General features: G+C 69.5%; 20 protein-coding genes. 3 read left to right on the top strand and 17 right to left on the bottom strand.

All coding sequences use genetic code 11. The annotated features are described in order from the left end of the window. The first annotated feature begins 63 nt into the window (after positions 1–63). Positions 64–1,746 carry a helix-turn-helix domain-containing protein gene (locus tag ACWGKJ_RS17555; RefSeq protein ID WP_385021455.1) on the top strand — a complete coding sequence of 561 codons (1,683 nt, stop codon included), beginning with the start codon at positions 64–66 and terminating at the stop codon, positions 1,744–1,746. Between the two features lie 7 nt (positions 1,747–1,753). Here the strand turns inward: ACWGKJ_RS17555 and ACWGKJ_RS17550 are convergent, their stop codons facing one another. The 4 genes from ACWGKJ_RS17550 to ACWGKJ_RS17535 form a co-directional block, all read right to left on the bottom strand. Continuing rightward, complete coding sequence (locus tag ACWGKJ_RS17550; RefSeq protein ID WP_385021457.1) at positions 1,754–2,365, bottom strand: hypothetical protein; 612 nt, start codon at positions 2,363–2,365, stop codon at positions 1,754–1,756. A 112-nt stretch (positions 2,366–2,477) separates the two neighbouring features. Continuing rightward, the gene (locus ACWGKJ_RS17545; RefSeq protein WP_385021460.1) at positions 2,478–3,509 is read right to left on the bottom strand and encodes an ABC transporter substrate-binding protein; all 1,032 of its coding nucleotides are present in this window, start codon (positions 3,507–3,509) and stop codon (positions 2,478–2,480) included. 112 nt (positions 3,510–3,621) lie between these two features. After that, positions 3,622–4,527, bottom strand: a complete 906-nt coding sequence (locus tag ACWGKJ_RS17540; RefSeq protein ID WP_385021463.1) for an ABC transporter permease — start codon at positions 4,525–4,527, stop codon at positions 3,622–3,624. Continuing rightward, entirely contained in the window at positions 4,517–5,332 is an 816-nt protein-coding gene (locus tag ACWGKJ_RS17535) for an ABC transporter ATP-binding protein (protein WP_385021466.1), read from the bottom strand. Before ACWGKJ_RS17535 ends, ACWGKJ_RS17540 begins: the two co-directional genes overlap by 11 nt. A 155-nt stretch (positions 5,333–5,487) precedes the next feature. Between ACWGKJ_RS17535 and ACWGKJ_RS17530 the strand changes: the two genes are divergently transcribed. After that, complete coding sequence (locus ACWGKJ_RS17530; RefSeq protein ID WP_385021469.1) at positions 5,488–6,210, top strand: response regulator; 723 nt, start codon at positions 5,488–5,490, stop codon at positions 6,208–6,210. On the opposite strand, the gene ACWGKJ_RS17525 is transcribed toward ACWGKJ_RS17530, so the two are convergent. From ACWGKJ_RS17525 to ACWGKJ_RS17500, 6 genes are all read right to left on the bottom strand, one after another. After that, complete coding sequence (locus tag ACWGKJ_RS17525) at positions 6,184–7,791, bottom strand: solute symporter family protein (protein ID WP_385021563.1); 1,608 nt, start codon at positions 7,789–7,791, stop codon at positions 6,184–6,186. The two genes, ACWGKJ_RS17530 and ACWGKJ_RS17525, sit on opposite strands and share 27 nt — an antisense overlap. Before the next feature lie 11 nt (positions 7,792–7,802). Next, on the bottom strand, positions 7,803–8,450 hold the full coding sequence (locus ACWGKJ_RS17520) for a DUF485 domain-containing protein (RefSeq protein ID WP_385021472.1): 648 nt from the start codon (positions 8,448–8,450) through the stop codon (positions 7,803–7,805). Positions 8,451–8,542: 92 nt separating this feature from the next. Next, positions 8,543–9,217 carry a response regulator gene (locus tag ACWGKJ_RS17515; protein ID WP_385021475.1) on the bottom strand — a complete coding sequence of 225 codons (675 nt, stop codon included), beginning with the start codon at positions 9,215–9,217 and terminating at the stop codon, positions 8,543–8,545. Further along, entirely contained in the window at positions 9,214–10,362 is a 1,149-nt protein-coding gene (locus ACWGKJ_RS17510; RefSeq protein WP_385021478.1) for a sensor histidine kinase, read from the bottom strand. The genes ACWGKJ_RS17515 and ACWGKJ_RS17510 overlap by 4 nt, the downstream gene beginning before the upstream one ends. Beyond that, positions 10,359–10,880 carry a DUF1453 domain-containing protein gene (locus ACWGKJ_RS17505; RefSeq protein ID WP_385021480.1) on the bottom strand — a complete coding sequence of 174 codons (522 nt, stop codon included), beginning with the start codon at positions 10,878–10,880 and terminating at the stop codon, positions 10,359–10,361. Before ACWGKJ_RS17505 ends, ACWGKJ_RS17510 begins: the two co-directional genes overlap by 4 nt. A gap of 195 nt (positions 10,881–11,075) precedes the next feature. After that, positions 11,076–13,196: a DNA gyrase/topoisomerase IV subunit B gene (locus ACWGKJ_RS17500; RefSeq protein ID WP_385021483.1), complete on the bottom strand. Its 2,121-nt coding sequence runs from the start codon at positions 13,194–13,196 to the stop codon at positions 11,076–11,078. Positions 13,197–13,629: 433 nt separating this feature from the next. Here ACWGKJ_RS17500 and ACWGKJ_RS17495 point away from each other — a divergent pair, with 433 nt between their 5' ends. Next, positions 13,630–13,860 (top strand): DUF7455 domain-containing protein, encoded by a 231-nt coding sequence (locus tag ACWGKJ_RS17495; RefSeq protein WP_385021486.1) that lies wholly within the window; start codon positions 13,630–13,632, stop codon positions 13,858–13,860. A gap of 325 nt (positions 13,861–14,185) precedes the next feature. On the opposite strand, the gene ACWGKJ_RS17490 is transcribed toward ACWGKJ_RS17495, so the two are convergent. The 7 genes from ACWGKJ_RS17490 to ACWGKJ_RS17460 form a co-directional block, all read right to left on the bottom strand. Beyond that, on the bottom strand, positions 14,186–15,016 hold the full coding sequence (locus tag ACWGKJ_RS17490; protein WP_385021489.1) for a S1 family peptidase: 831 nt from the start codon (positions 15,014–15,016) through the stop codon (positions 14,186–14,188). A gap of 167 nt (positions 15,017–15,183) precedes the next feature. Beyond that, positions 15,184–16,731, bottom strand: a complete 1,548-nt coding sequence (locus ACWGKJ_RS17485; RefSeq protein ID WP_385021492.1) for an RNA polymerase sigma factor — start codon at positions 16,729–16,731, stop codon at positions 15,184–15,186. Positions 16,732–17,062: 331 nt separating this feature from the next. After that, the gene (locus tag ACWGKJ_RS17480) at positions 17,063–18,001 is read right to left on the bottom strand and encodes a FadR/GntR family transcriptional regulator (protein ID WP_385021495.1); all 939 of its coding nucleotides are present in this window, start codon (positions 17,999–18,001) and stop codon (positions 17,063–17,065) included. A 105-nt stretch (positions 18,002–18,106) separates the two neighbouring features. Continuing rightward, positions 18,107–20,029: an ATP-binding cassette domain-containing protein gene (locus tag ACWGKJ_RS17475; RefSeq protein WP_385021498.1), complete on the bottom strand. Its 1,923-nt coding sequence runs from the start codon at positions 20,027–20,029 to the stop codon at positions 18,107–18,109. Between the two features lie 100 nt (positions 20,030–20,129). Next, complete coding sequence (locus ACWGKJ_RS17470) at positions 20,130–20,900, bottom strand: NUDIX hydrolase (RefSeq protein ID WP_385021501.1); 771 nt, start codon at positions 20,898–20,900, stop codon at positions 20,130–20,132. 95 nt (positions 20,901–20,995) lie between these two features. Beyond that, a complete protein-coding gene (locus tag ACWGKJ_RS17465; protein ID WP_385021504.1) occupies positions 20,996–23,035 on the bottom strand; it encodes a glycogen debranching N-terminal domain-containing protein in 2,040 nt (679 codons plus the stop codon). A gap of 122 nt (positions 23,036–23,157) precedes the next feature. Then, on the bottom strand, positions 23,158–24,453 hold the full coding sequence (locus tag ACWGKJ_RS17460; protein ID WP_385021507.1) for a DUF4192 domain-containing protein: 1,296 nt from the start codon (positions 24,451–24,453) through the stop codon (positions 23,158–23,160). Positions 24,454–24,506 lie beyond the last annotated feature (53 nt).

Raw genomic sequence — 24,506 nt, 5'->3', positions numbered from 1 at the left:
CTGGCCGGAAACAGCGCCCGGCTCCTACGATCGTCGGAGTAACCCAACGATCGGACCCCGCACATGAACGTCGCGGACCTGCTGGCCCTGCCCGGCCTGCGGCTCGAACTGCTCACCGGTGACACCGAAGCCCTCAGCCGTGAGCTGCGCTGGGTGTACACGACGGATCTGCTGGAGCCCGAGGCGTTCCTGACCGGTGGCGAACTGGTGCTGACCAGCGAGGGCTGGTACCGCGAGCCCGCCGACTGCGCCCTGTTCGCCGCCTCCCTCAGCGCGGGCGGCGCGGCCGCCGTCGTCGCCGGTGACCTGCTGCTCGGCGAGGTGCCGCCCGCCCTGGCCGAGGCGTGCGGCCGCCACGGCCTGCCGCTCCTGGCAGCCGCCGCCGAGGTGTCGTACAGCAGCCTGTCCCGCACCGTCATCGACCGCATCAACCATGAGCGCGGCCGGGAGCTGGGCGAGATGCTCGGCCGCCACCGGCGCCTCGTCCAGGCCCTGGTCGACGGCGCCGATCTCGGCGGGCTCACCGCCATGCTCGCCACCGAACTGGGCCGCGACTGCTGGGTCCTGTCACCTGCGGGACGCCTGCTCGCCGGGCCGCCGGCGGCACTGCCGGCCGGCAGCCGCGCGGCACTGAGCGCGGCCGCACAGCGCTCCGGCCGGCTTCCCGCGACGGTGACGGCCGACGCGTCCCGGCCGGGCTCCGCGGGGCCCGCCGACCGCCGGCCCGCTGCCGTCCGCTACACCGTTCTGCCGATCGGCCGGCGCGGCAGCGGCGGCGGGCACCTCGTGGTGGCCGGAGAGCTCCTGGCCTCCGATGAAGTGGAATCGGCCACCCAGACAGCCGAGTTGCTCGCCCTGGGCGGGGCCCGGCGCGACGAACGGCGCCGCACCGAGCAGCACTTCCTCACCGAACTGGTCGCACTCGTCGAGTCCGGAGCACCGGCCGCTGTGCTGACGCCCAGGCTGCGCGCCGCCGGCCTCGCGGTCCAGGGCCCTTACCTGGTCCTGACCGCCACCAGCCTGGGGAGCCTACGGCCCTGGGACCTGGCCGCCGACCTGGTCGAGAGCGCACTCGACCACGATCCGCAGGTCTGTGCGGTGGTCGCCGGGGACGGCCGCGGTCTCACCGTCCTCGTCTCACTCGGTGGGGTGATCCGCGACGACCTGAAGGTGGCGGAGCTGCTCCGCGAGCGCTTCGCCGTGCTCGCGGGTGCAACCGGAGACGGCCGGATCTCGTTCGGACTCAGCGGCACCGTATCCACTCCGGGCGGCCTGCTCCGGGCGCTGGAGGAAGCCCGGCACGCCGGGCACCTGGCCGGGCTGGGAGCGGAGCGGCTCTCCCTGGTCACCGCCCGCGACCTCGACTCCCACCTCCTTCTGCTCGCCGGAGTCCCGGTCGAGATCAGAAGGGCCTTCCGCAGACGGCTCCTCGGCCCCCTGGAGGAGTACGACCGCACCCACGGCGCGGAGTTCCTGCGCACGCTGGAGGTGTTCCTCGAGCACAACGGCGCCTGGCGTACGACAGCGGCCGAACTCCACATCCACGTCAGCACGCTGCACTACCGCATCGGCCGTGTCGAGCAGTTGACGGGCCGCGACCTCTCCCACGCCCGCGACCGGGTCGATCTGCACCTCGCCTGCGCCATCACCGACACGGCCCGCTCCGACGGCCCAGGGGGTCGCAGGCCGGGACGGCGCGGCGGGTACGGAGCCGGGGCGCCCTCCGGGAGGATGCCGGAAGCTTGAAGACGGGCTACTCCGCCGTCCGCGTGGCGCTCGGCTGCCACGACACCAGACCGTCCGTGGGGGTCCGGGCGCACCAGGCACGGAACTCGTCATAGGTGCGGACCCCGTGATCCAGGACCGCCCGGTAGACCCACACCCCTTGTGTCGCCTCGCCCCGCGCCGCCGCGTCCTCCTTGATGGAGAGGACGGCGTCGCGGGTCGAGTCGTCCAGGGCGGCGCGCACGGGGGCGACGAGGTCAGCCGCGCGGGGACCGGGGTGATCACTGGGGAGCCACCACATGTCGATCTTCCAGGTCTCGTCATGCGTGAACTCGTAGTCCAGTCGCCAGTACAGTCCCCGGTCCGGCAGATCGAGGGCGTTCGTGAAGCGAACTCTGCGTACCCCGGGCAGCTGCGCGCAGGCGGCGAGCACAGCGAACCCCTCGGCCACGGACGGAGCGGTGGAGTAGACCTCCATATCGATGTCGGGTTCCACCACCAGGTCAAGGGCGACGGATCCGACGAGCACGGGCGCGCCGAGCGGCCGCCACCGCTCGAACAGCCCGAGCCGGTCGAGGATCGTATGCGCGGTGGCCCGGCGCCGGCGGGCGCGATCCAGGCGTGTGTCTGGGATGTCCATGCAGAGACCCTGGATGTGGTGATCACGAGCGGCACAACGTCGTGCAGCCGCGCCCCCACCGGATCGAGCAGTGGCGCGCACGCGCGCCCCGCTACGACAGGACCACCGGGTCCTAGCGGGCCTTCTTCGCGAACTCCGTCGTATATGTCTTGGACAGATCAACCGTGGCGTTCTTGAGGTTGGGGTTGAAGGCCTTCAGCACCTTCTCGACCGTCTCGGGGCCGTTGGCCGGCATCACACCGTCCTTGGTGAACATCGGCAGCGTGGCCTTGATCGACTGTGCGTAGAGCCCCTTTCCGCCCTGTGCGTAGTCGGCCGGCATCTTGGCCGCGATCTCGTCGGGCGAGTGCGACGACATCCACTTCAGGGTCTTCACGAAAGCGTTGACCAGCTTCTGCACCGCGGGCTTGTGGCCGTCGACCCAGTCGGCGTTCATATAGAGGCTGGACGAGGGGTACGGTCCGCCGAGCGCCGCCTGCGAGCCCTCGGGGGTACGCATGTCGATGAGGACCTGGCCGAGCTTCTGGTCGACGATGTTCGCGACCGTCGGGTCGGTGGTCATCCCGCCCTGGATCGAGCCCTGTTTGAGCGCGGCGATGAACGTCTGCCCCGCGCCGACGGCGACCGGGGTGAAGTCGCCGCTCTGCCCGCCCGCACGGACCGCCAGATACTTGGTGAGGAAGTCGGTGGACGAACCGAGCCCGGTGACCCCCAGCTTCTTGCCCTTGAAGTCCTTGGGGCCGGTGAGCGACCCCGCGGCCTTGTTGGAGACCACCTCCACCTCACCGGGGGCATGCGAGAACTGCACCACCGATTCGACGTGCTTGCCCTTGGACTGAAGGTCGAGCGTGTGGTCGTAGAAACCGACGGTGCCCTGGACATCGCCGGAGACCAGCGCCGTCTCGGCCTGGACACCCGCGGGCTCGGTCAGCAGCGAGACGTCGAGGCCCTCGTCCTTGAAGTACCCGAGCCGCTGGGTGAGCATCACGGGCAGATAGATCACCTTGTCCAGACCGCCCACCATGATCTTGATCTTGCCGCCGTCCTTGCCGCCGCCCGGGGAGCCGCCGCCGCAGCCGGTGAGCGCGGTCAGCGCCAGCACACCCGTCACCGCGACTGCCGACACCCTGCTGATGCTGCGCATGTTCATCACGTCCCTGTGATCTGTACGGAATTACCAGGAGGTCAGTACGGAATTGCCGGAGGCCGGGCCCCGGAGGCACCGGGTCCGCAAAGCGGCCGACGGGGCTGCGCCGTCAGCGCTCGCTGCCCGTGTCCACCGGCCGCCACCGGAACAGCCGCCGCTCGGCGAAGGTCAGCAGCCCTTCGGTGATCAGCGCGACCACCGCAAGGATCACCATCGCCGCGTACACACCCGCGGCGTTGAAGGTGCCCTGCGACGCGGAGACCAGCAGTCCGAGGCCCTTGGTCGCACCGATGTACTCCCCGACGATCGCGCCGATGAGCGCGAAGCCGAAGCTGACATGGAGGCTGGTGAAGATCCAGGAGGTGGCGGAGGGGATGACCACCTGGAAGGTGACACGCCGGTTGCTGGCGCCGAGGATCCGGGCGTTGGCGACAAGGTTGCGGTCGACTTCCCTGGCGCCCTGGAAGGCGTTGAAGAAGACCGGGAAGAAGACCAGCACAACGGCGGACGCGACCTTCGAGGCGGGGCCGAGCCCGAACCAGATGAGGAAGACCGGCGCCAGCACGATGCGCGGAATGGCGTTGAGCACCTTGATGTACGGGCCGAGCACATCGGAGAGGAACCGGATCCGGCCCAGGGCGATACCCAGAACCACCCCTGCGACCACACCGATGATCCAGCCGAGCAGCGCCTCGTACATCGTGTACCAGATCTGCTCCCAGAGAGATCCCTGCGCGGTGCCGTGCAGCGCCCACTCCCGTATCTGGTCCCAGATCTTCGACGGCATCGAGAAGTTGAAGGGGTCGATCACCTTGGTGCGGGCCAGGATCTCCCAGAGGGCGACCACCGCGATCAGCAGCAGCACACGGCTCACGTACACCACCGCACGGCGGTTGCGTGCTGCCCGCCGGCGCTCCTCGGTCCTGCCGTTCCTCTTGTCGGATGCGGCCGCGGAGGCGGCGGACGACAGCGTGGTGGCAGCGGCGCCGGGCACGGGCTCGGTCTCAGGCGGCATCGGCGGCACCTCGCTCACGGGTGATACGGACTTCCTCGCCCAGCGAGGACCAGATCTCGCGGTAGATCTCGACGAACCGGGGCTCGAGGCGCACGGCTTCGACCTTGCGGGGCCTGGGCAGGTCGATCTCGAAGATCTGCTTGACGGTCGCCGGGCCCGCCGTCATCACCACCACCCGGTCGGCGAGCGCGATGGACTCCTCCAGATCGTGGGTGACGAAGACCACCGACGTACCGGTGCCCGCGCAGAGTTCGAGGAGTTCGTCCGACATCAGCGCCCTGGTCTGGACGTCGAGCGCGGAGAACGGCTCGTCCATCAGCAGGATTTCGGGGTCGTTGACAAAGGTGGCGGCGAGCGCGACCCGCTTGCGCTGGCCCCCGGAGAGCTGGTGCGGGTAGCGGTCCTCGAACGAGGAGAGACCGACGCGGGCCAGCCACTCACGGGCCTTCTCCCTGGCCTCCGCCTTCGGCGCGCCACGGAAGCGCGGGCCCGCCATCACATTGGACAGGACGGTCCGCCAGGGGAAGACGGCGTCCTGCTGGAAGACGAATCCGACCTTGTCGCCGATGCCGCGGACCGGCTCACCGGCCACCAGCACCTCACCGTCGGTGGGCTCCTCAAGGCCGCTGACCAGGGTCAGCGTGGTCGACTTGCCGCAGCCCGTGGGGCCGACCACGGCGACGAACTCACCGCGCTCGACGGTGAGGTCCACCTCCCGCACGGCGGTGTGCGGGACCCCCGACGGGGTGCGGAACACCTTGCTGGCGCCCCGCAGTTCGATGGCGGGGCTCGTGTCTGTGCTCATGGACCGGACCGTAGAGGTGGCACGCGGCAGAGCGGCAGCCTTGTGGGCGCAAGGCGGTCTTCTGCCTGCAGGAGACTGTTGTGCTCGTTTTGCGCGCGCTACAACTACGTGGTCAACAGGAACGGCTCAGACCGCCACGGACAGAGAGCGGCCCGATGATGGATGTACTGGTGGTCGATGACGACTTCCGTGTCGCTGAGATCAACGCTGCGTACGTGGCGAAGGTTCCCGGCTTCCGTGTCGCCGCCCGCGCGCACAGCGCCGCCCAGGCGATGGCGGCGCTGGAGCGCGAACCCATCGATCTGGTCCTGCTCGACCACTATCTGCCGGACGAAACAGGGCTGGCGCTGGTCCGGCGGATGCGGGAGCTGGGACACCACACCGACGTGATCATGGTGACGGCGGCCGCCGACGTGGCGACCGTGCAGGCCGCCATGCGCCACGGCGCCCTGCACTATCTGGTCAAACCGTTCACGTTCTCGGTGCTGCGGTCCCGGCTCGAAGGGTACGCGGCGCTGCGGCGCACCGTGAGCCGTGTCGGAGGCAGCGGAGAGTGCGCGGGGCAGGAACAGGTCGACCGGATCTTCGGCGCACTGCGGACCACCGGGCCGGCCGCTTCCTCGGGTTTGCCCAGCGGGCACTCCGTACCGACATCCGACCTGATCCGCGAGACCCTGACCGGCGCCCGGCAACCGCTGTCGGCGCACCAGGTGGCCGCGAGGACCGGGCTCAGCCGTTCCACGGCACAGCGCTATCTGCGCCAGCTCGAACAGACGGGGCGGCTCAGGCTGACGCTGAAGTACGGGGACACCGGGAGGCCCGAGCATCGTTACGCCTGGGCCGCACCCGGGTCAGACGGCCCCGGCACCGGTCAGTGACCGCACCTCCGTCTCGGCGTGCCGGGCCGCGTCGGGCGGCTCGGACGAGGTGACCGTACCGAGCCATCCCGCGAGGAAGCCGAGGGGGATGGAGACCAGCCCCGGATTCTCCAGCGGGAAGAACTGGAAGTCCACGCCGGGGAAGAGCGAGGTGGGGCTCCCGGAGACCACCGGCGAGAGAACCACCAGGACGATCGCCGGGACGAGCCCTCCGTACACGGACCAGACCGCACCGCGCGTGGTGAAGTTCCGCCAGAACAGCGAGAAGAGGAGCGCCGGGAGATTGGCCGATGCCGCGACAGCGAAAGCCAGCCCCACCAGGAACGCGACGTTCAGGTCCTTCGCCAGCAGGCTGAGCCCGATGGCCACGGCGCCGATACCGGCGGCCGCGACACGGGCCACGGCCACCTCGCTGCGCTGTTTCCCTCCGCTGCCGCGGGTGCCACGGCGTCTGAGCGTCGCATAGAGGTCGTGCGCGACGGAGGCCGACGAGGCCAGTGTGATCCCCGCGACGACGGCGAGGATGGTGGCGAAGGCGACCGCGGCGACCACGGCGAAGAGCACCGTGCCTCCGGTGGACTCGGCTCCCCCGCCCACCTCCAGTGCGAGCAGCGGTACCGCGGTGTTGCCCGCCGGGTTCGACGCCCGGACCTGGTCCGAGCCGACGAGCGCCGCCGCACCGAAGCCGAGCACGATCGTCATCAGATAGAAGCCGCCGATGAGACCGATCGACCAGACGACGGAGCGGCGGGCGGCGCGGGCAGTAGGCACGGTGTAGAAGCGCGACAGGATATGCGGCAGCCCGGCCGTTCCGAGGACCAGCGCCAGACCGAGACTGATGAAGTCGATACGGGAGGTCCAGTCCCCGCCGTACTTGAGCCCGGGTGCCAGAAACTTCATCCCGTGGCCACTACGGTGCGCGGCTGAGGTGAGCAGTTGGTTGAAGTCTCCGTGGAAACGCACCAGGACGAGCACCGTGAGCAGGATCGAACCCGTCATCAGCAGAATGGCCTTCACGATCTGGATCCAGGTGGTGGCCCGCATCCCGCCGAGCGTCACATAGATCACCATGAGGGCGCCGACACCGATCACGGTCCATGCCTGGGCCGCGCCGCTGTTCCCGCCCAGCAGGAGCGAGACGAGGCTGCCGGCGCCGACCATCTGCGCCACCAGGTACAGCACGGACACGGTGACCGACGAGGAGCCCACCGCGATCCTGACCGGGTGCTCACTCATCCGCGCCGCCACGACGTCGGCCAGCGTGAACCGGCCGCAGTTGCGGACCAGTTCGGCCACCAGGAGCAGCACGACCAGCCAGGCGACCAGAAAGCCGACCGAGTAGAGCATGCCGTCGTAACCGAAGAGCGCGATCAGTCCCGAGATACCGAGGAACGACGCGGCCGACATGTAGTCACCGGCGATGGCGAAACCGTTCTCCATCGGGGAGAAGAGCCGCCCGCCGACATAGAACTCCTCCGCGGACCCGCGGCGGTTACGGCTCACCCAGGTGGTGATCGCGAGGGTGACCGCGACAAAGACGCTGAACAGCAGCAGTGCCAGGGTCTGATGCTGCGAGGTGATCGTGTGGCTGCTCAACGGCTGATCCCTCGCGTCAGTTCTCGCGTCAGTTCCTGTGTGTCCCAGCGGAGGTCGAGCGCCGCCCGGTCCCTGCGCAGGCGGGCGTGGCGGGTGTAACCCCAGGTGAGCAGGAAAGTGGAGAGGAACTGCCCGAGACCTGCCAGCATCGCCACATTCACCGCTCCGGCCACCGGGCGGGCCATGAACCCCGGTGCGGCCGTGGCCATGACGACATAGGCGAGGTACCAGACGAAGAACGCGCACACCGCGGGGACGACGAACCTCCGGTAACGACTGCGCACTTCCTGGAAGGCCGCGCTGCTCTGGACCTCCAGATAGATATCGGCCGCACTGCGCCCCTGCTCCGGAGTCGGCTGCCCGGAGGCCGCCTGCCCGGGGCTCGACGGCGCCGAAGCCGCTTGTGCCGGGTTCGGCTGCACCGGGCCCGACTGTGCCGGGGGGTCCTGTGCCGGGCTCGACTGCACCGGGGCTGTCTGCGCCGGTACAGCCGCGGGAGCGCCGGCGCCGCCCGACTCGCCCCAGCCGGAGGCCAACGCGTCGTACCAGGGGTCGTCCAACCGCACCTCAGCGGCGTCGAGCCCGTCGTCCTTCTCCACCGAATACCCTCTCCCTGTGCGCGACTGCTTCAGCCGCGTGCCCAAGGATGGGTACTTCCGGGGGCGTCCGAACCCTTATCTCCCCCTCTTCACCCCTTTAGGTGATGGACGTGCCCGTTAGGTGATGGACGTGCCCGTTAGGTGATGGACGTGCCCGGTGGCATTGCGAGCCCGTGCCCGTACGCATACCGCACGGCCTGTGCCCGGTCGCGTATCCCGGTCTTGGCGAAGAGGTTGTTGATGTGCGTCTTCACAGTGGCCGGCGAGATGTGCAACGAGCGGGAGATCTCCACGTTGGAGAGCCCTTCCGCGATGAGCGCCAGGATCTCGGCCTCCCGGGGAGTAAGGCCGTCGGGCAGCTCGACCGCGGTCCGCGGGGCGGGCGCTGACGGCGCAGTGACCCGCTCGACGAGCAGCCGCTGCACACTCGGCGAGAGCCCCGCCTGCCCAGCCATGACGTCCTCGATGGCCCGGACGATCTCCTCGCCGCCCGCGTCCTTGGTGAGATATCCCCGCGCCCCGGCCTGCAGCGCGGGAAAGAGCGAGCCGTCATCGGAGAACGTCGTGAGCACCACGACCTGCGTGGACGGGTACTGCTCGCGGATACGACGGGTCGCTTCCACCCCGTCGCAGCGGGGCATCCGCAGATCCATCAGGACCACGTCGGGAGCGTGCTCGCCGACCAGCGCGACAGCCTCCACGCCGTCCCTCGCCGCGCCCACGACCTCGATGCCGGGCAGCAGCCCCAGCAGCATCACGATGCCCTCACGCACAACGGACTGGTCATCGGCAACCACCACCCGCGCCGTCATGCCGGCACCTTCAGCCGTACCAAGAAACCCTCCTCATCGGGCCCCGCCTCCAGCGTCCCGCCGAGCAGTTCGGCACGCTCCCGCATTCCGAGCAAACCGTATCCCGAGCCACTGACAGCGAGTTCATCCACCGGTCCCCCAGGCCCCGAGTCCTTTACTTCCAGGAGGATTTCGTCCGGCAGATACTCCAGCCGAAGCCGGACTTCGGCGCCCGGGGCGTGCTTGCGTACATTCGTCATCGCTTCCTGAGCCACCCGCCGCACAGCCTGCGAGGCCTCAGCGGGCAGCGGCCTGCGGTCCCCCGTCACGGCAAACCGCGAGCCTCCTGCCACCTCCTCCAGGAACTCCTCGACCGGCGTCATCTCACCCCGCAGCGCCGAGAGCGCCTGCCTGGTCTCGGCGAGCCCCTCCCTGGCCATCCCGCGCGCCGCCACCACGCGTTCCAGGATCTGGTCCCGCCCCGCATCACGCTCGATCAGCAACCTGGCTGCCTCCAGATGCACCATCTGCGCGGAGAGGCTGTGGGCGAGAACATCATGGATCTCCCGGGCGATCCTGGACCGCTCCGCAAGCGCCGCGGACTCGGCCTCGGCCACCCGGGCCGCCCGCTCCTGCTCCAGCAGCCGCTGAGCACCACCCCTGGCCTCCCCGTCGAGCCGCAGCACATATCCGACGAGAGCCAGCCCTGCGGTCGTCACGGCGACCGTCAGCAGCCGGTCGTCGCCCAGCAGCGCGTAGGCGCCGAAGGCCGCCGCCGTACAGGGCAGCCCCGCCATGAGCGGCAGCCGCTCCAGTGCGATGACGGCGCAGCCGCACCAGAGGACAGCAGCCGGGCCGGGAAATCTCGCCTGCTGCGCCAGCACGGCAACGCCCAGCAGGACGACGAGCAGTGCCACCGAGGACCACAGGCGATGTTCCAGACTGGCCCAGTAGAAGGCGCGGACCGCCGCGACGCAGACACCGATGGAGACCGCAGCGGCGGCCAGCACCCACGCGTCGTCGCCGATCCTCGTGAAGACGCTCCACAGGAGAGCGCCCAGGGCAACGAACCGGACAGCCCAGTTGAGCGAGCGCCGCGCGCCGGTCACGCCCACCCGGGAAAGAGCCTCCCGGGAGGGCCAGCTCGTCCAGGCGCCGGGCGTCATACGCGGTCCTTCCCTGCCCCTCCGGGCATCGCTGCGGCAGGGACACCGTACGACGGGTTGATGTGCCCGGCCCGCCAGGCGACCACCCCGGCCCGCACCAGCAGGGAGGACGCCAGGGCGAGCAGCATGGCTCCGGTCCCCAGGCTCACTCCCGCCAGGGCGCCGAGACCCGCGACCCCGAGCCGTACGAGCAGCCCCAGTATCCAGACGGCAGCCGTGGCTTTGGTGCCCCTGGTCCAGGTCGACCCGTCCGGCTCGCTCCATATCTTGGTGGTCCAGGCCCAGCCCGCACCCATGAGCAGCCCGGTCAGCAGTTGCACCCCGATCAGCAGGACGGACAGGGAACGGTGGTGCGCGTCGATCAGGCCGTGCTGGCGCAGGGCGACGAAGGCCAGAATGGCGGGCAGCAGCCACCAGCGCCTGTCGTGGTTGACCTGCTGGGGGCGGAACTGCCGCACGAGCACCAGCGCGATGACCGCGACAGCCACCACGACATCGGTGAGCGTGGACGCTGACATGAGTGCCTCCGGTGAGCGGGGAAGGTTGACGCCTTCGACGCTACGGAAACGTGCGGGTCAGCAGATCGGAGCAGAGGTGGACCCTGGGTGGAGCTTGCGGCTCCACCCAGGGGTGGAGGGCCCGAGGATGCGAGCCCCGCGCGGCGCACAGCGGAGCAGCGCACAGCAGAGCACAGCCGGCAGGAGGCTGGAGGCTCAGGCGTCGATCCGCGAGCGGTCCAGTGTCGCGGCCGAGCTGGTGATGAACTCCTTGCGGGGCGCGACCTCATTGCCCATCAACAGGTCGAAGACCTGCTCGGACGACTCCAGATCACCGATGTTGATGCGCCGCAGCGTACGGAACCGCGGATCCATGGTCGTCTCCGCCAGCTGGTCGGCGTCCATCTCACCCAGCCCCTTGTAGCGCTGGATCGAGTCCTTGAAGCGGATGTTCTTGCGCTGGAATTCCAGCAGCTTCTGCCGCAGCTCGTTGTCGGAGTACGTGTAGACGTACTTGTCCTGGCCCTTCTTGGGCTGGACCAGCTCGATGCGGTGCAGCGGCGGTACCGCGGCGAAGACCCGGCCCGCCTCGACCATGGGTCGCATGTACCGCTGGAAGAGCGTCAGCAGCAGGATGCGGATATGCGCGCCGTCCACGTCGGCGTCGACCAGCAGCACGATCTTGCCGTAACGAGCCGCGTCGATGTCGAAGGTCCGCCCGGAGCCTGCTCCTATGACCTGGATGATGGCGCCGCACTCGGCGTTCTTCAGCATGTCCGAGACCGACGCCTTCTGGACATTGAGGATCTTGCCCCGGATGGGCAGCAACGCCTGGAATTCGGAGTTCCGGGCGAGCTTGGCCGTACCGAGCGCGGAGTCCCCCTCGACGATGAAGAGCTCGCTGCGCCCCACGTCGTCGCTGCGGCAGTCGGCGAGCTTGGCCGGCAGCGAGGAGGACTCAAGAGCGGTCTTGCGACGCTGGGCGTCCTTGTGCTGGCGGGCGGCGATCCGGGTGCGGGCTGCAGCCACGGCCTTCTCGAGCACCGCACGGGCCTGCGCCTTGGAGTCGCGCTTGGTGGAGGTCAGGAAGGCCTTGAGTTCCTTGGCGACGACGTTGGACACGATCCGGCTGGCCGCCGACGTGCCGAGCACCTCCTTGGTCTGGCCCTCGAACTGCGGCTCGGCGAGGCGTACGGTCACGACCGCCGTCAGCCCCTCCAGCGCGTCGTCCTTCACCACGTCGTCCTCGGCCACCCGCAGGAGCTTCGCCGAGCGCAGCACCTCATTGACCGTCCTGGTCAGGGAGCGTTCGAAGCCCGACACATGCGTGCCGCCCTTGGGCGTCGCGATGATGTTGACGAAGGACCTGACCGTGGTGTCGTAGCCGGTACCCCAGCGGAGCGCGATGTCCACTCCCAGATCGCGGGTGACCTCCGTCGGGGTCATATGACCGCGGTCGTCCAGGACCGGGACGGTCTCCTTGAAGGTGCCCTGCCCGGACAGCCGCTGCACGTCGCAGACGGCCTTGTCCTGAGCGAGGTACTCGCAGAACTCGCTGATGCCGCCGTCGAAGCGGAAGGTCTCCTCGGTCTTCCCCGCGCCATCGAGACCGCGCTCGTCGCGCACCACGAGGGTCAGCCCGGGGACCAGGAAGGCTGTCTGCCTGGCCCGCTGGTGCAGATGGTCCAGGGAGAGCTTGGCGTCCTTGAGGAAGATCTGCCGGTCCGCCCAGTACCGGACCCGGGTGCCCGTCCTGGTCTTGGGCACGCGCTTGCCCTTCAGCAGCCCGTTGGCCGGGTCGAAGGGGCTGTCGGGGCCCGACTCGGTGAAGATCCCGGGAACGCCGCGGCGGAAGCTGATGGAGTGGGTGGCGCTGCCGCGGTCGACCTCGACGTCCAGCCGGGCGGAGAGAGCGTTGACGACGGAGGCACCGACGCCGTGCAGCCCGCCGGAGGCCGCGTACGAGCCGCCACCGAACTTTCCGCCCGCGTGCAGCTTGGTCATCACGACCTCGACGCCGGAGAGCCCGGTCTTGGGCTCGACGTCGACCGGGATGCCCCGGCCGTTGTCCCGGACCTCGACGGAACCGTCCTCGTGGAGGATCACATCGATGTGGTCGCAGTAGCCGCCGAGAGCCTCGTCGACCGAGTTGTCGATGATCTCCCAGAGGCAGTGCATCAGACCGCGGCTGTCGGTGGACCCGATGTACATACCGGGCCGCTTGCGGACCGCTTCGAGCCCTTCGAGTACGAGCAGGTGCCGCGCAGTGTAGTTGGAGCCATCACGGTCTGCACCGCTCAGCAGCGCAGTGGAAGGCACGGACATATCGGCGGTCACGCGGTTCGCTCCTCGCTGAATTTATTTTCGGGCCCCATGGGTATGGCCCGGGCGTCGGTCGCCCGTCAGAGCCTACCGAGCCCTGGTAGAGCCGTTGTTACGCCACCCTAGAAGAGTCCGGCGCCAAACCCGCACCGTACACCTGTTCGATAGCTGGATGGAGTGAAGCCCACATCACGTTCCCTTCCAGGCATGAACCATTTAGGCTCCGGGCACGTCCTCATCAACAACCGGCAGCCAGCCGGGAGGATCCACCGAAGACAAGCAACGCGAAACCGTAAAGCCACCGCAATACGGCTTATTCGCCGCCACCCGGCAGCAGACAGCCACCTTGAACAGAAAGTTTCAAGGAAAAGCCACGAGCGGGAACGTTTTGGGCCTGGTTGGATGTTGACCCTGGTACGACAGCTCGTCGAGCTAGAGAAGAGGCGACGTGACTACTGTTCTGACCCCCGCGAGCCCGCTGACGGCCGCTGACCGCTGCGACCGATGCGGCGCCCAGGCATACCTGCGCGTTGTCCTCACCAGCGGTGGCGAACTGCTCTTCTGCGCCCACCACGGTCGCAAGTTCGAGCCAGAACTCAAGAAGATCGCCGCGGACATCCAGGATGAGACGGATCGCCTGACGGCCGTCCCGAACCATTCCGACGAAGAGGACCGCTGACACCTCGCACCCACGACGAGCCAAGGACCGGTATCAGCCCGGTCGACGGGCGGCCCCGCCTGCACCCACAGGAGAGGCCGCCCGTTCTCATGCCCGGCCCCGGGGGGCGTCAGGCGGGCCCTGAAGCCCCCCGGCACCACTCCTGGCCGCGGTGCCGGGCACGCACGCCCAGTGCCGGAGACCGATACCCCCTGATACCCCCGGCGCGCCATCACGCCGTCGTCACACGCCCGGCCGATGGCCCTGCAGACCCGGCACCGGCAGGGCAGACCTTGCGGGGCATGTGCATCGGGCTCATCCGACGCATGCCGTCAGCCGCGTGGCATCAGCCGTGGGACGCCACAGCCTGTGCCATCGCCGACATCCGTGTGTAGACACCCGGGCTCTTCGCCCGGCCGCAGCCCGCACCCCACGAAACCAGCCCGATGAGCCGACCCCGGGCTACCAGCGGCCCCCCGCTGTCGCCCTGGCACGCATCGTGGCCCCCTTCGGGCTCACCGGCACACAGCATGGTTGCCGCCTGGAAAGTACCGCTCGATGACCCGGGGTACGCGGACGCACACTGCGCGTCGGGCAGTACCGAAACATGGGAGGCGTGCAGCCCGGAGGGGTAGTCGCCGGTGCCGGCGGTGTCGCCCCAGCCGTAGACGGTCGCATCCGTTCCGGGCTCCTCGGCCGGATCGTGCGGATCGGCGATCCTGATCGCGTACGGGCGGGGAAGCGCCCGGGAAAGGGTCAGCACGGCGAGATCGGCCGCATTGCTGACCCGGTCGTACCGGGGGTCGGTCCAGGTGGACCGCACCCGGATCTCCTGACCCGCCGACGTACGCAGGTCGCTGCGGCCCGCGACGACCGACAGATCACGCACTTGGCCCAGCGGAGCGCCCAGCACTTCCCGGCTCAGACAGTGGGCCGCCGTCACCACCTCGCGCGGTGACACCGCCACTCCCCCGCAGAACTGGCCCGCCCGGCCCGACCCGAAGCGCTCACGACTGGCCACAGCGACCACCCAGGGGCTGTCGGCCACCGACACCCCCTGGCCACCGATCACCGTCACCCGCCCTGCGGCGGACGCGGGAGCGGACACGCCCAGTGGCAGCGCGGCCGCGGTCAGCGCCAGCACGCCGGTCAGTGCTCGGACGATAGGACGACACATACGACTTCCTGACTCTCCAGTGAACTTGTCTCACTCAGAGTGAATCAGCCCCATGGCGCATACACCCACACCGAAAACACACACCGGACCCGAAACGCAGAGCGGGCCCGCATCTCTCGTCACGGAGAGACACGAGCCCGCATCAGTACGTCCTGCGGCTCGCTGGACTAGTCGAGGTAGTCGCGCAGCACCTGCGAACGCGACGGATGACGCAGCTTCGACATGGTCTTCGACTCGATCTGACGAATACGCTCACGCGTCACGCCGTAGACCTTGCCGATCTCGTCCAGCGTCTTCGGCTGACCGTCGGTGAGACCGAAGCGCATGGAGACCACGCCCGCCTCACGCTCGGAGAGCGTGTCCAGGACCGAGTGCAGCTGCTCCTGGAGAAGTGTGAAGCTGACCGCATCGGCCGGGACGACCGCCTCGGAGTCCTCGATGAGGTCACCGAACTCGCTGTCCCCGTCCTCACCCAGGGGGGTGTGCAGGGAGATCGGCTCGCGCCCGTACTTCTGGACCTCGATGACCTTCTCAGGGGTCATGTCGAGTTCCTTGGCCAGCTCCTCCGGAGTGGGCTCGCGGCCCAGGTCCTGGAGCATCTGACGCTGGACGCGTGCGAGCTTGTTGATGACCTCGACCATGTGCACCGGAATACGGATGGTGCGGGCCTGGTCGGCCATGGCGCGGGTGATCGCCTGCCGGATCCACCAGGTGGCGTACGTGGAGAACTTGTAGCCCTTGGTGTAGTCGAACTTCTCGACCGCACGGATCAGACCGAGGTTGCCCTCCTGGATCAGGTCCAGGAAGAGCATGCCGCGGCCCGTGTAGCGCTTGGCGAGCGAGACGACCAGACGGAGGTTGGCCTCAAGCAGGTGGTTCTTGGCCCGGCGGCCGTCCTCCGCGATGATCTCCAGCTCACGCTTGAGCTTCGGCGCGAGCTTGTCGGCATTGGCCAGCCTGTCCTCGGCGAAGAGGCCGGCCTCGATGCGCTTGGCGAGCTCGACCTCCTGCTCCGCGTTGAGGAGCGGGACCTTGCCGATCTGCTTCAGATAGTCCTTGACGGGGTCGGCGGTGGCACCGGCGACAGCGACCTGCTGCGCGGGCGCGTCGTCCTCGTCGTCGTCCGAGAGAACGAAGCCCTTGGCTTCGCCGCCCTCTTCCTCCTCCTCGCCGGACTTGGCGACCGGGGTCTCCTCGGCTGCCTCATCACCGTCGTGGAGTTCGTCGGCGTCCTTCTTGGAGGCGGTCTTCTTCGCCGCGGTCTTCTTGACCGCCGTCTTCTTCGCGGTGGTCTTCTTGGCAGCGGCCTTCTTGGCGGCAGCCTTCTTCGCGGGCTCGGCATCGTCGGCCACAGCGTCCACACTGTCGGCAGCAGGAGCGGCAGTGGCCGCCACAGTCCTCGCCGCGGTCGCCTTGACCGCAACAGTCCTGGTGGCGGTGCGCTTCACCGGGCTCTTCGCTGCGACGCTCTTGCGGGGGCGCTTCGGCGACTCCGCGGCACTGACCATCAGAGTCACACCCTCTTCCTCGAGGATCTGGTTGAGGCTGCGCAGAACGTTCTTCCACTGGGTGGCCGGAATCTGGTCAGCCTCGAAGGCCCGGCGTACATCGTCGCCGGCGATCTGCCCATCAGCCTTTCCCCGCTCGATGAGCGCCATGACAGACTCGGACTCGGCGATCTCCGGCGGGAGAGTACGGGATGTGCTGGCCGACACGAACAACCTCTCGAAACGATGGAAACGGCTTCCGGCTCCGCCCTTGACGGGCCTGGAACCGACGACCGCCGGCTGGGGATGTACCGACGGCGCGGGCTGAGCTTCGGAGCTGTACAGCGCCGCCAACGACGCCTGCATTCCCTCTTCGGCTACCACCTCTTAGGTCATCGCGCTGTCTCAAAGAGTGTTACGCCCAATCCGCGTGGCCCGAGTCACACCCTATTAGCGACATACGACTCCCCAAGGGACGCATACCCACAATTATGCCGCCGGACCCTCCGGGGATCCGGCGGCACCGGTTTCCGGCCCGCGCCCCGGCCGCAGCGCGCGCTCAATGCACACGCGGCGCGGGAACGACGCGCTCCACCTCCGGGTGGACGGTCAGCAGTTGACGCATGGCGGCCTCCGCGGCCTGCGGGTCGTTCGCGGCGAGCGCGTCGGCGATACGCGCGTGCTGAACGAGAGCGACCTCGGTGGGCCGGTCACACCCCGTGACGGGACCGCCGGAGACCTGGAGGGCGCCCGAGACAATGCCCGAGAGGTGCTCCAGCATGCGGTTGCCCGCGAGCTGGATCAGCAGGGCGTGGAACTCGGCATCGGCACGGGAGAAAGTGACCGCATCGCCCTGAGCCAGAGCGTGGCTCATGATCTCGACCATGTCCGCGAGACGCTGCTGCATGTCCTCGCGCCCATGCCCTGCCGCCAGGCGCGCGGCCAGCGGCTCGATCGTCCAGCGCAGCTCGCTCAGTTCCCGCCGCTGGTCGTCACGCTGCGGTCCGAATGCCCGCCATTCGATGATGTCCGGGTCGAGCAGGTTCCAGTCACTGACCGGCCTGACCCGGGTTCCCACATTGGGGCGGGCGCTGACCAGGCCCTTGGCCTCCAGGACACGCAACGACTCCCGCACAACCGTGCGGGACACCTCGAAACGCTGGCCGATCTCCTCGGGAACCAGCGGGCGGTCGGCACCGAGGTCGCCGGAGACAATCATCTGGCCGAGCTGCTGAACCAGCTGGCCGTGCAGTCCGCGGCCGCGGCTGCCGGTAGCCCGCCGACCAGCCCTGGCCATCTCGGCGTCGCCGCCCCAGGAAGGAGTTCCGGCACGCCCGGCACCGGGCGCCTCTGCGTACGGATAGCGGTCGAGTTCACCCGAGCCTGCGAGGCCGGACTCGGCAGAGCGGGCGTTGGTCATCATGGAGTGCGCAAGGGTAGTCACGCATCCTTTGTCGGCGTGCCTCGGGCGCCCCTTGAGGTCTTTGGTGAAAAGCACACGAAAGGGTGATCATCGACCTCCCTGCAATTGACGCCTTATCGGAAAGAACCAGGCATTATCCCAGGAGTTGCTTTCAAGGCGTCGCGAAGCGGGCCAGGAAGGTCACCAACGAGCTCTGCCCCAAAGGCCCGTGAGCAGATATGCGCAGAGCAGAGCGGTGAGCGACAGGGCCAGGGCCGTACCTACGGGCTGCACCAGGAGGCGGAGAACCGCGATCAGCCACCGGTCCGCTTCGTGGGGCCAGCCCCAGGCGAGTTCACGGAGCTTGGCGGAGAGCCCGGTGACAGAGCGGGCGGCCGGTGCCGCCAGCGCCGCCTGTACCAGCGGTACGACGGCAACGGGGACGGACAGAACGGCGGCCAGCCCGGCGGTCGTACTCCTGAAGACACCCGCACCCAGCAGCCCCGCCCAGGCACAGCCGACCGCCAGCCCCGCCCAACCCACGACCAGCGAGAGCCAGTTGTGTGGAACACCGGCCAAGTCACCGCCGTACACGAGGCGGAGAATTCCCGCGTCCGCAGCGGCAGTGAGCAGCGCGAGCAGAAGGGCTGCCGCACCCGAGACGGCGAGTTTGGCGGCCAGCAGGCCGAATCGTCTCGGAACAATGCCATGGACCACGGCTAGCGCCGGATACCGGAATTCCTCGCCGAACGCGAGAGCGCCGAGCAGCCCGGCCGCACAGGCCGCGGGCGGCAACGGAAGCAGATCGGGCCACGCGATCAGAAGATGAGGGATGGGAGTCTGCCCAGCCCTGGCAAGCACCAGCGAAAGGACGACGGAAGCGGCCAGGGCGACACCCACGACGAGAAGCGCCGTCCGGACGCCGAAGACACGGCGCAGCTCATAGCGCAGCGGCCTGACCGGCCCCCTGAGCGGGAGCGGGGTGATCACCGGCTGCTGTTCGGAGAGTTCGGACCGGGCCGCGATCAGCGACTGGAGCTCGGGGAGCCCGGACCGGGCCGCGAGTACGGGGTCATCGGTGGCGGGCTCCGCCGGGCCGAAGGGCCCCTGCCCGTAGGGCGACGGGTCGCGGAAGGAGCCGTCGGGACCGGGCTCCACGAGGGAGCGGTCGCGGACCGGGGAGAGTTCGGTTGCGGGTCGGGCAGATGCGGAACCCGGGATACCGGCGACCGGGGAGGTTTCACCCCCTGGCCCCATGTCGCCTGTCTCATCGGCGAGCTGATGGATCAGAACTCCGTGCCTGAACGCCGTCTCGCCGACCTCGGCGCAACTGCTGCCGTAGACAGAGAGCCTGCTGCCGCTCTCCGTGACGACTTCGACAGAGCGGTGCCCTTCGCGGGCCTCCCGGCCGAGCAGTCCGGAAAGGCGTGCAGTGTGGGGTGTGCGCACGGCGACCCGGGGGCGGAGCCGGGTGCGGGCGAACTCGGCACCCTCCTGGTCCGCCACGAGCCGTCCGGCTTCGATGGTGACCACATGGTCGGCGGTACGGGCCGCCGCCTTGGGGTCACTCGTCGTGTACAGAACCGTGCCGCCCTGGGCCGCATGGTCGCGCACCACCCCGAAGAGCCAGTTGCTGTCCTGCGGCGAAAGTCCCGCGACGGGTTCGTCGAGGACGAGTGTCTGCGGATCCGCGAGCAGAGCCACCGCGAGGCCGAGCCTGCGGTCCATCCCGCGGGAGAGCGTGCCGAGCTGCTGCTCCGCGAGGCCGACGAGATCCACGCATTCGAGCAGTTCGCCGACGCGCGAGACAGGCACCCCCGTCGCGGCGCAGAGCATGCGCAGTTGCCCACGTACGGTACGTGCGGGATGTCCGGGCACATCACCGAGCAGGGTTCCCACTTCGGCAGCCGGACGCGCGATCCGGTGCAGCGGAAGACCCCGGAAATAGGTGATGCCACGGCCCCGGTCGAGCTCGAGCATCAGCCGCAGGGCGGTTGTCTTGCCGGCACCCGGAGCGCCGAGAAGTGCGGTGACCCGGCCGGCCTCGGCCTCGAAGGTCAGATCGTCCACGGCGGGCGGCAGGTCCCGGCGGGGGTGGCTGGTGAGTCCGATGGCCTGGAGCATCGCTTCTCTCGCGGGTAGCAGGGCCGCCGGGCGGCTTGGGCGGCTACCGAAGCAAGATAACGCTACATTCAGGACTTTTGGTGCAGCACGGCAGCGGTTCTCAAACCTCTGGGCGAAGCATCGGGGGGTTGAGCAGGGTCGCACCTCCTGCTCTGAACAATTGCGCGGGCCGGCCGCCCTGGCGGGTCGTCGTACCGCCCGAGGGAACCAGGAAGCCCGGTGTACCGGTCACCTTGCGGTGGAAGTTACGGGGGTCGAGGACGACGCCCCATACCGCCTCGTACACCCGGCGGAGCTCCCCGACCGTGAACTCCTGAGGGCAGAAGGCGGTGGCCAGCGAGGAGTACTCGATCTTCGACCTGGCCCTCTCGACACCGTCGGCGAGGATCCGCGCATGGTCGAAGGCGAGGGGCTCGGGCGGCTCGGCAGCCCTCGCGGAAGTGCCCTCCTGCCCCAGCAGCACCTCCACAGGGGCCCACCGGGCACTGTGCGCGTCACCACCGGCCCGGGGCGCGGGCAGATCGGGCGCGAGTGCCAGATGGGCCACGCTGACCACCCTCATACGGGGGTCGCGTCCCGGGTCGCCGTAGGTGCCCAGTTGTTCGAGGTGCGCGCCGTTACCAGGAGCCGGGACCGGCGCCGAGGGACCCAGGGCGCAGAGTCCGGTCTCCTCCGCCAGTTCCCGTGCGGCGGCCGCGCCGAGGTCCTCGTCGGTCTTGACGAAGCCACCGGGCAGCGCCCACCGGCCCTGGAAGGGCGGCTCCCCACGGCGTACGGCCAGTGCGCACAGCGCATGGCTCCGCACCGTGAGCACGACCAGATCGACGGTGACGGCGAAGGGCGGAAAGGCCGACGGGTCGTAGGGCGACATGGAGTGATCATAGTCGTCTCTCTGACGATAAACACGCCCTTCGACATCCACGGTGCACTCCGATTCTCGTCTGCTCCTGCACTCCTCCCGCCCGTTCACAGCCCCAGTTGGAGTCCGGCAGCGGCTTCTTCGACCATCCCCAGTCCCAGTCTGCTGACGCGCACCGAAAAGGGCTCCTCTGTCACCCGTAGCCCCGACAACCGGATGGCGCCGAGCGGAGCACTGCTCATAGGCCGGAGCGCGACCGTCCCCGCCGGGGCATCAGGACGGATACCGACGAGGCTTGTGAGCAGATGGATCCCGGCGGCAGCGGACACGGCTGCCGGGCGGCAGGCCGCCGGGTGCGGCAGGGGAACACCGCCCTCGGTCCGCTGCACCCCCGCGTACATCTCCGGAAGCCGGTGGTCGAAGGCGTCGGCCGCGGCGAGCGCCCCGCCGAGCAGCGAGACAGCCTCTTTCTCGAATCCCGATGCCGCCAGCCCCGCCACCGCGAGAGCCGTCTCCTGCGCACGCACCGCACCACCGCGGTGCCCGAACGGGTTGTATCCCTGTTCCCTGGCGCCGAGGCTGCGGAGTCCCCAGCCCGAATCCATCGCGGGGCCGCCCAGCAGTCTGGCAACCTGCTCGGTCCGCACCTTGTCCAGCAGCCCGTTCGCGCGGCTTCCACCGCCCAGCAGTCCCGTGTCCAGAAGATGAGCCGCTCCGGCACTCAGATGCGGAACCAGCTGACCATCGCGAGTGCGCGCGGCCGCGGGTCTGCCCCCCGAACGGTCCTCGATCCAGAACACCTGCCGGAACCTGCTCCGGAGCCTGCCGGCCCATTCCCGCCAGGCGTCCGCCCCCGGGCTGCCGCACTCGTCGAACAGCTCGGCCGCGAGCACTGCGGCGCGATGGGCATGCGCCTGCGTCTCCGCACGCTGCAGGCCCCCAGCTCCGGCCTCACCGAGCAGGCCCTCCTCGTCCACCGCCGTGCGGAGCCACGCAAGACAGCGCTCGGCCGCAGGGAGCAGGGCCGCCACCTCCCGCTCCGCCAGGCCCCAGCGCCTGGCCTCCGCCAGCAGCACGGGAAAGAGCAGCGTCGCCTCCACCCCGGTACAGCTGGGTGGCAGATGGGGCCCCGCATCCCTGAGAGGGCCAGGGATGCGTCCGGCTTCAGGCCCGCTTCCCCCGAGCTGCGTGCGCGCAAGGCTGCGCAGCGCGGCGGCGGCCAGACGAGTCCCGAGGGGAAGCGTCATACGGGCGGTCCAGAGGATCTCGGCAGGCGCGAACCCGCAGCGCCATGGCACGCCCGCCACCGGGTAGATGTCTGCGGGGTGGCTGCGGTCGTGGACCAGCAACGCGCGCAGATCATCCAGACTGGCGCGCATCAGCGCCCCTACCCGCGAGTCGTCGCCGTCCGCACTCGCCGGGTGCGCCGCACCCCCCAGCAGAGAACTCGCCGGGCGGGACGGGGCATTCGTATGGATCCGGAGTTCGATCTCTCTGGATTCTCCCGGAGACAGTTCCAGCTCCCATCTGAGCAGTCCCGTAGCCGCGAACGCGTCCTGCGGTGGAGGGCTTGCGGTGACGATGGCATGGCTCCCTTCTTCCGCCCAGCGCAGACCGGCTCCATGGACGCTGGCGGGCAGTTCCGCTCCCGGGGAACCCGCGGCGACGGCTCCCAGGAATGCCAGGTCCGTGCCGAGAGCGATCTCCACCGGCACCCGAAGGGGCCGGTCCGATGCGCTGCGCAGCGTGATCCGCTCGATGCCATCGGCGGAGCGCAGGCGCTCCACGAGCAGTTCGGGGTCGGGCCCCGCCGCGCCGGGCGGGCGCACCACGGCGACGAACCGGGCGCGGCCGGCTCCGGTCAACCCGCCCCGGACGGCGACCGGTTCGCGTCCGGACACCCGGAGATGACAGCGGGAGAGGAGTCGTCGCCCCGACTGGTAGAACCCGTCGAAGCCCTGGCCGGTGAGCTGTCCGTGTTCAGGTGAGATGACAAGTCCGGGCAGCCCCACGCAGATCAACGCGTTGTGCACGGAGGGGAGTTCGGGCCTTCGGCGCGATACAGCCGCCGCCTGCCCCAGGGCGGGCGGCGCAGAAGAACGTTCCCCGGCTGCCCCGCTGGTTCCTGAAGGGACGCTGAGAGCCATCTTCCGCCTCCTGAGCGCTGCGACCGGTCGCGGCGGAGCCTCCGGCGCGGGCCGCCGCGCACCACCACCCGAATGAACGGCGCCGGACACGGCCGGGTCACGCCCGTACCTGTGTCCCGCTCTCATCGTCCGGTCCTCGTCCCACGCTGACCGCTGCGACGGCGCGAACGCCCCCGGCCGGCCGGTGCCCCCGGGCGGCTGGTCCCGGGAGGGGGGTCCTGGCGGGCTCCTGGTGGCTTGGGGGCTGCGCTCCTCCCGCTCTGCGGGGGTGGATTCCCCGTAGCGAGCCGGTCGCTCCGCTCGCGGCGCAGACAGTGCCGGAGCGCCTCGGGATCGAGACCTTCGTTGCATGCCTGGTGAAGCAGCCGCGCGAAGACGTACTCGGAGTCGAGGGCGAGTGCGCGGCCCAAGGCCACCCGGGCGCTCGGTTCATCCCCTGTCGACCAGGCCACCCAGCCTGCCAGGGTCAGTGGCGCCGCGGCGTATTCGGCATACGGTCCGACACAACGGCGCGCCAGCGCCCGCCACAGGCGCAACACCGATCCGGCGGACGGCCCTTCCATCCACTCGGCTGCGCGATCGCGGGTCGTACGGTCCTGGAGCCCGAGCAGGACGACGGCCGCTTCGTCGTCGGTCATGAGCTCGTCGTCGGCTGCGTCGGCCTCGGCCCAGCCCGGCGCCTGTGGTGTCCGCCCGATGCGACGGACAAGGCGGCGTGCGGCGTCCAGCGTCTCCTGTCCCACCTGTTCGCGATCGGCGCCTGCCAGGATCCTCGGCACCAGGGCGCCTGCCGCCTCGTCCAGCGCGCGTTCCTGCGCCGCGGTGCGCGGCGGCTGCCAGGGGGCCAGTCTGGCGTCCATCTCCTGGAGAGTTCCCCGCACCTGGATCCCCGCGTAGGCCGCGGCCGCGGCCATTACCGAAGTACCCGGCAGGGCCATGGGGTTCCCGTCGGGCGGACAGCACCGTGTGTCGGGGCAGCAGTAGGAGAAGAATCTGCCGTCGGAGATGCAGAGGGCTTCGGGAACAGGCACGTCCCGGGCGCCGCATGCCGTACGCAGATGCTGGGCGAAAGGGCGGAGCCGCTCCATGACATCCGCCGGGGTCTCCCCCGGGCCGGGGTCCTGGCAGAGGAAGACGATGATGCCTTCCGGCCGCCGGCCCCGGCTCTCACTGCCGGTGACCAGTCCGTCCGCGAGCTGGTCGGCGACCGGCTGCCACTCCTGCGGCGAGCGCGGGATACCGAGCCTGAGCCGTCCGCCGAAACGGCCGCGCAGGCCGTGCAGGGCGACCATCACGACCGAGTCGGTCGGGTGGAAGCCGAGCAGATAGGGCAATGCGTCGGCGAGCTCGGCAGGGCCGCGCAGGGTGACCTGCTCCTGGACGGGTGAGGGACCATGGGTTTCGTCGTGCGAGTTCATGGCTCGAAGGTCCCGCGATCCGGCGGAGTGCGCGACCCCTGTGGATAACAGTT

The organism is Streptomyces sp. NPDC054757 (assembly GCF_053612185.1).
This window is presented reverse-complemented; position numbering and strand designations above follow the sequence as displayed.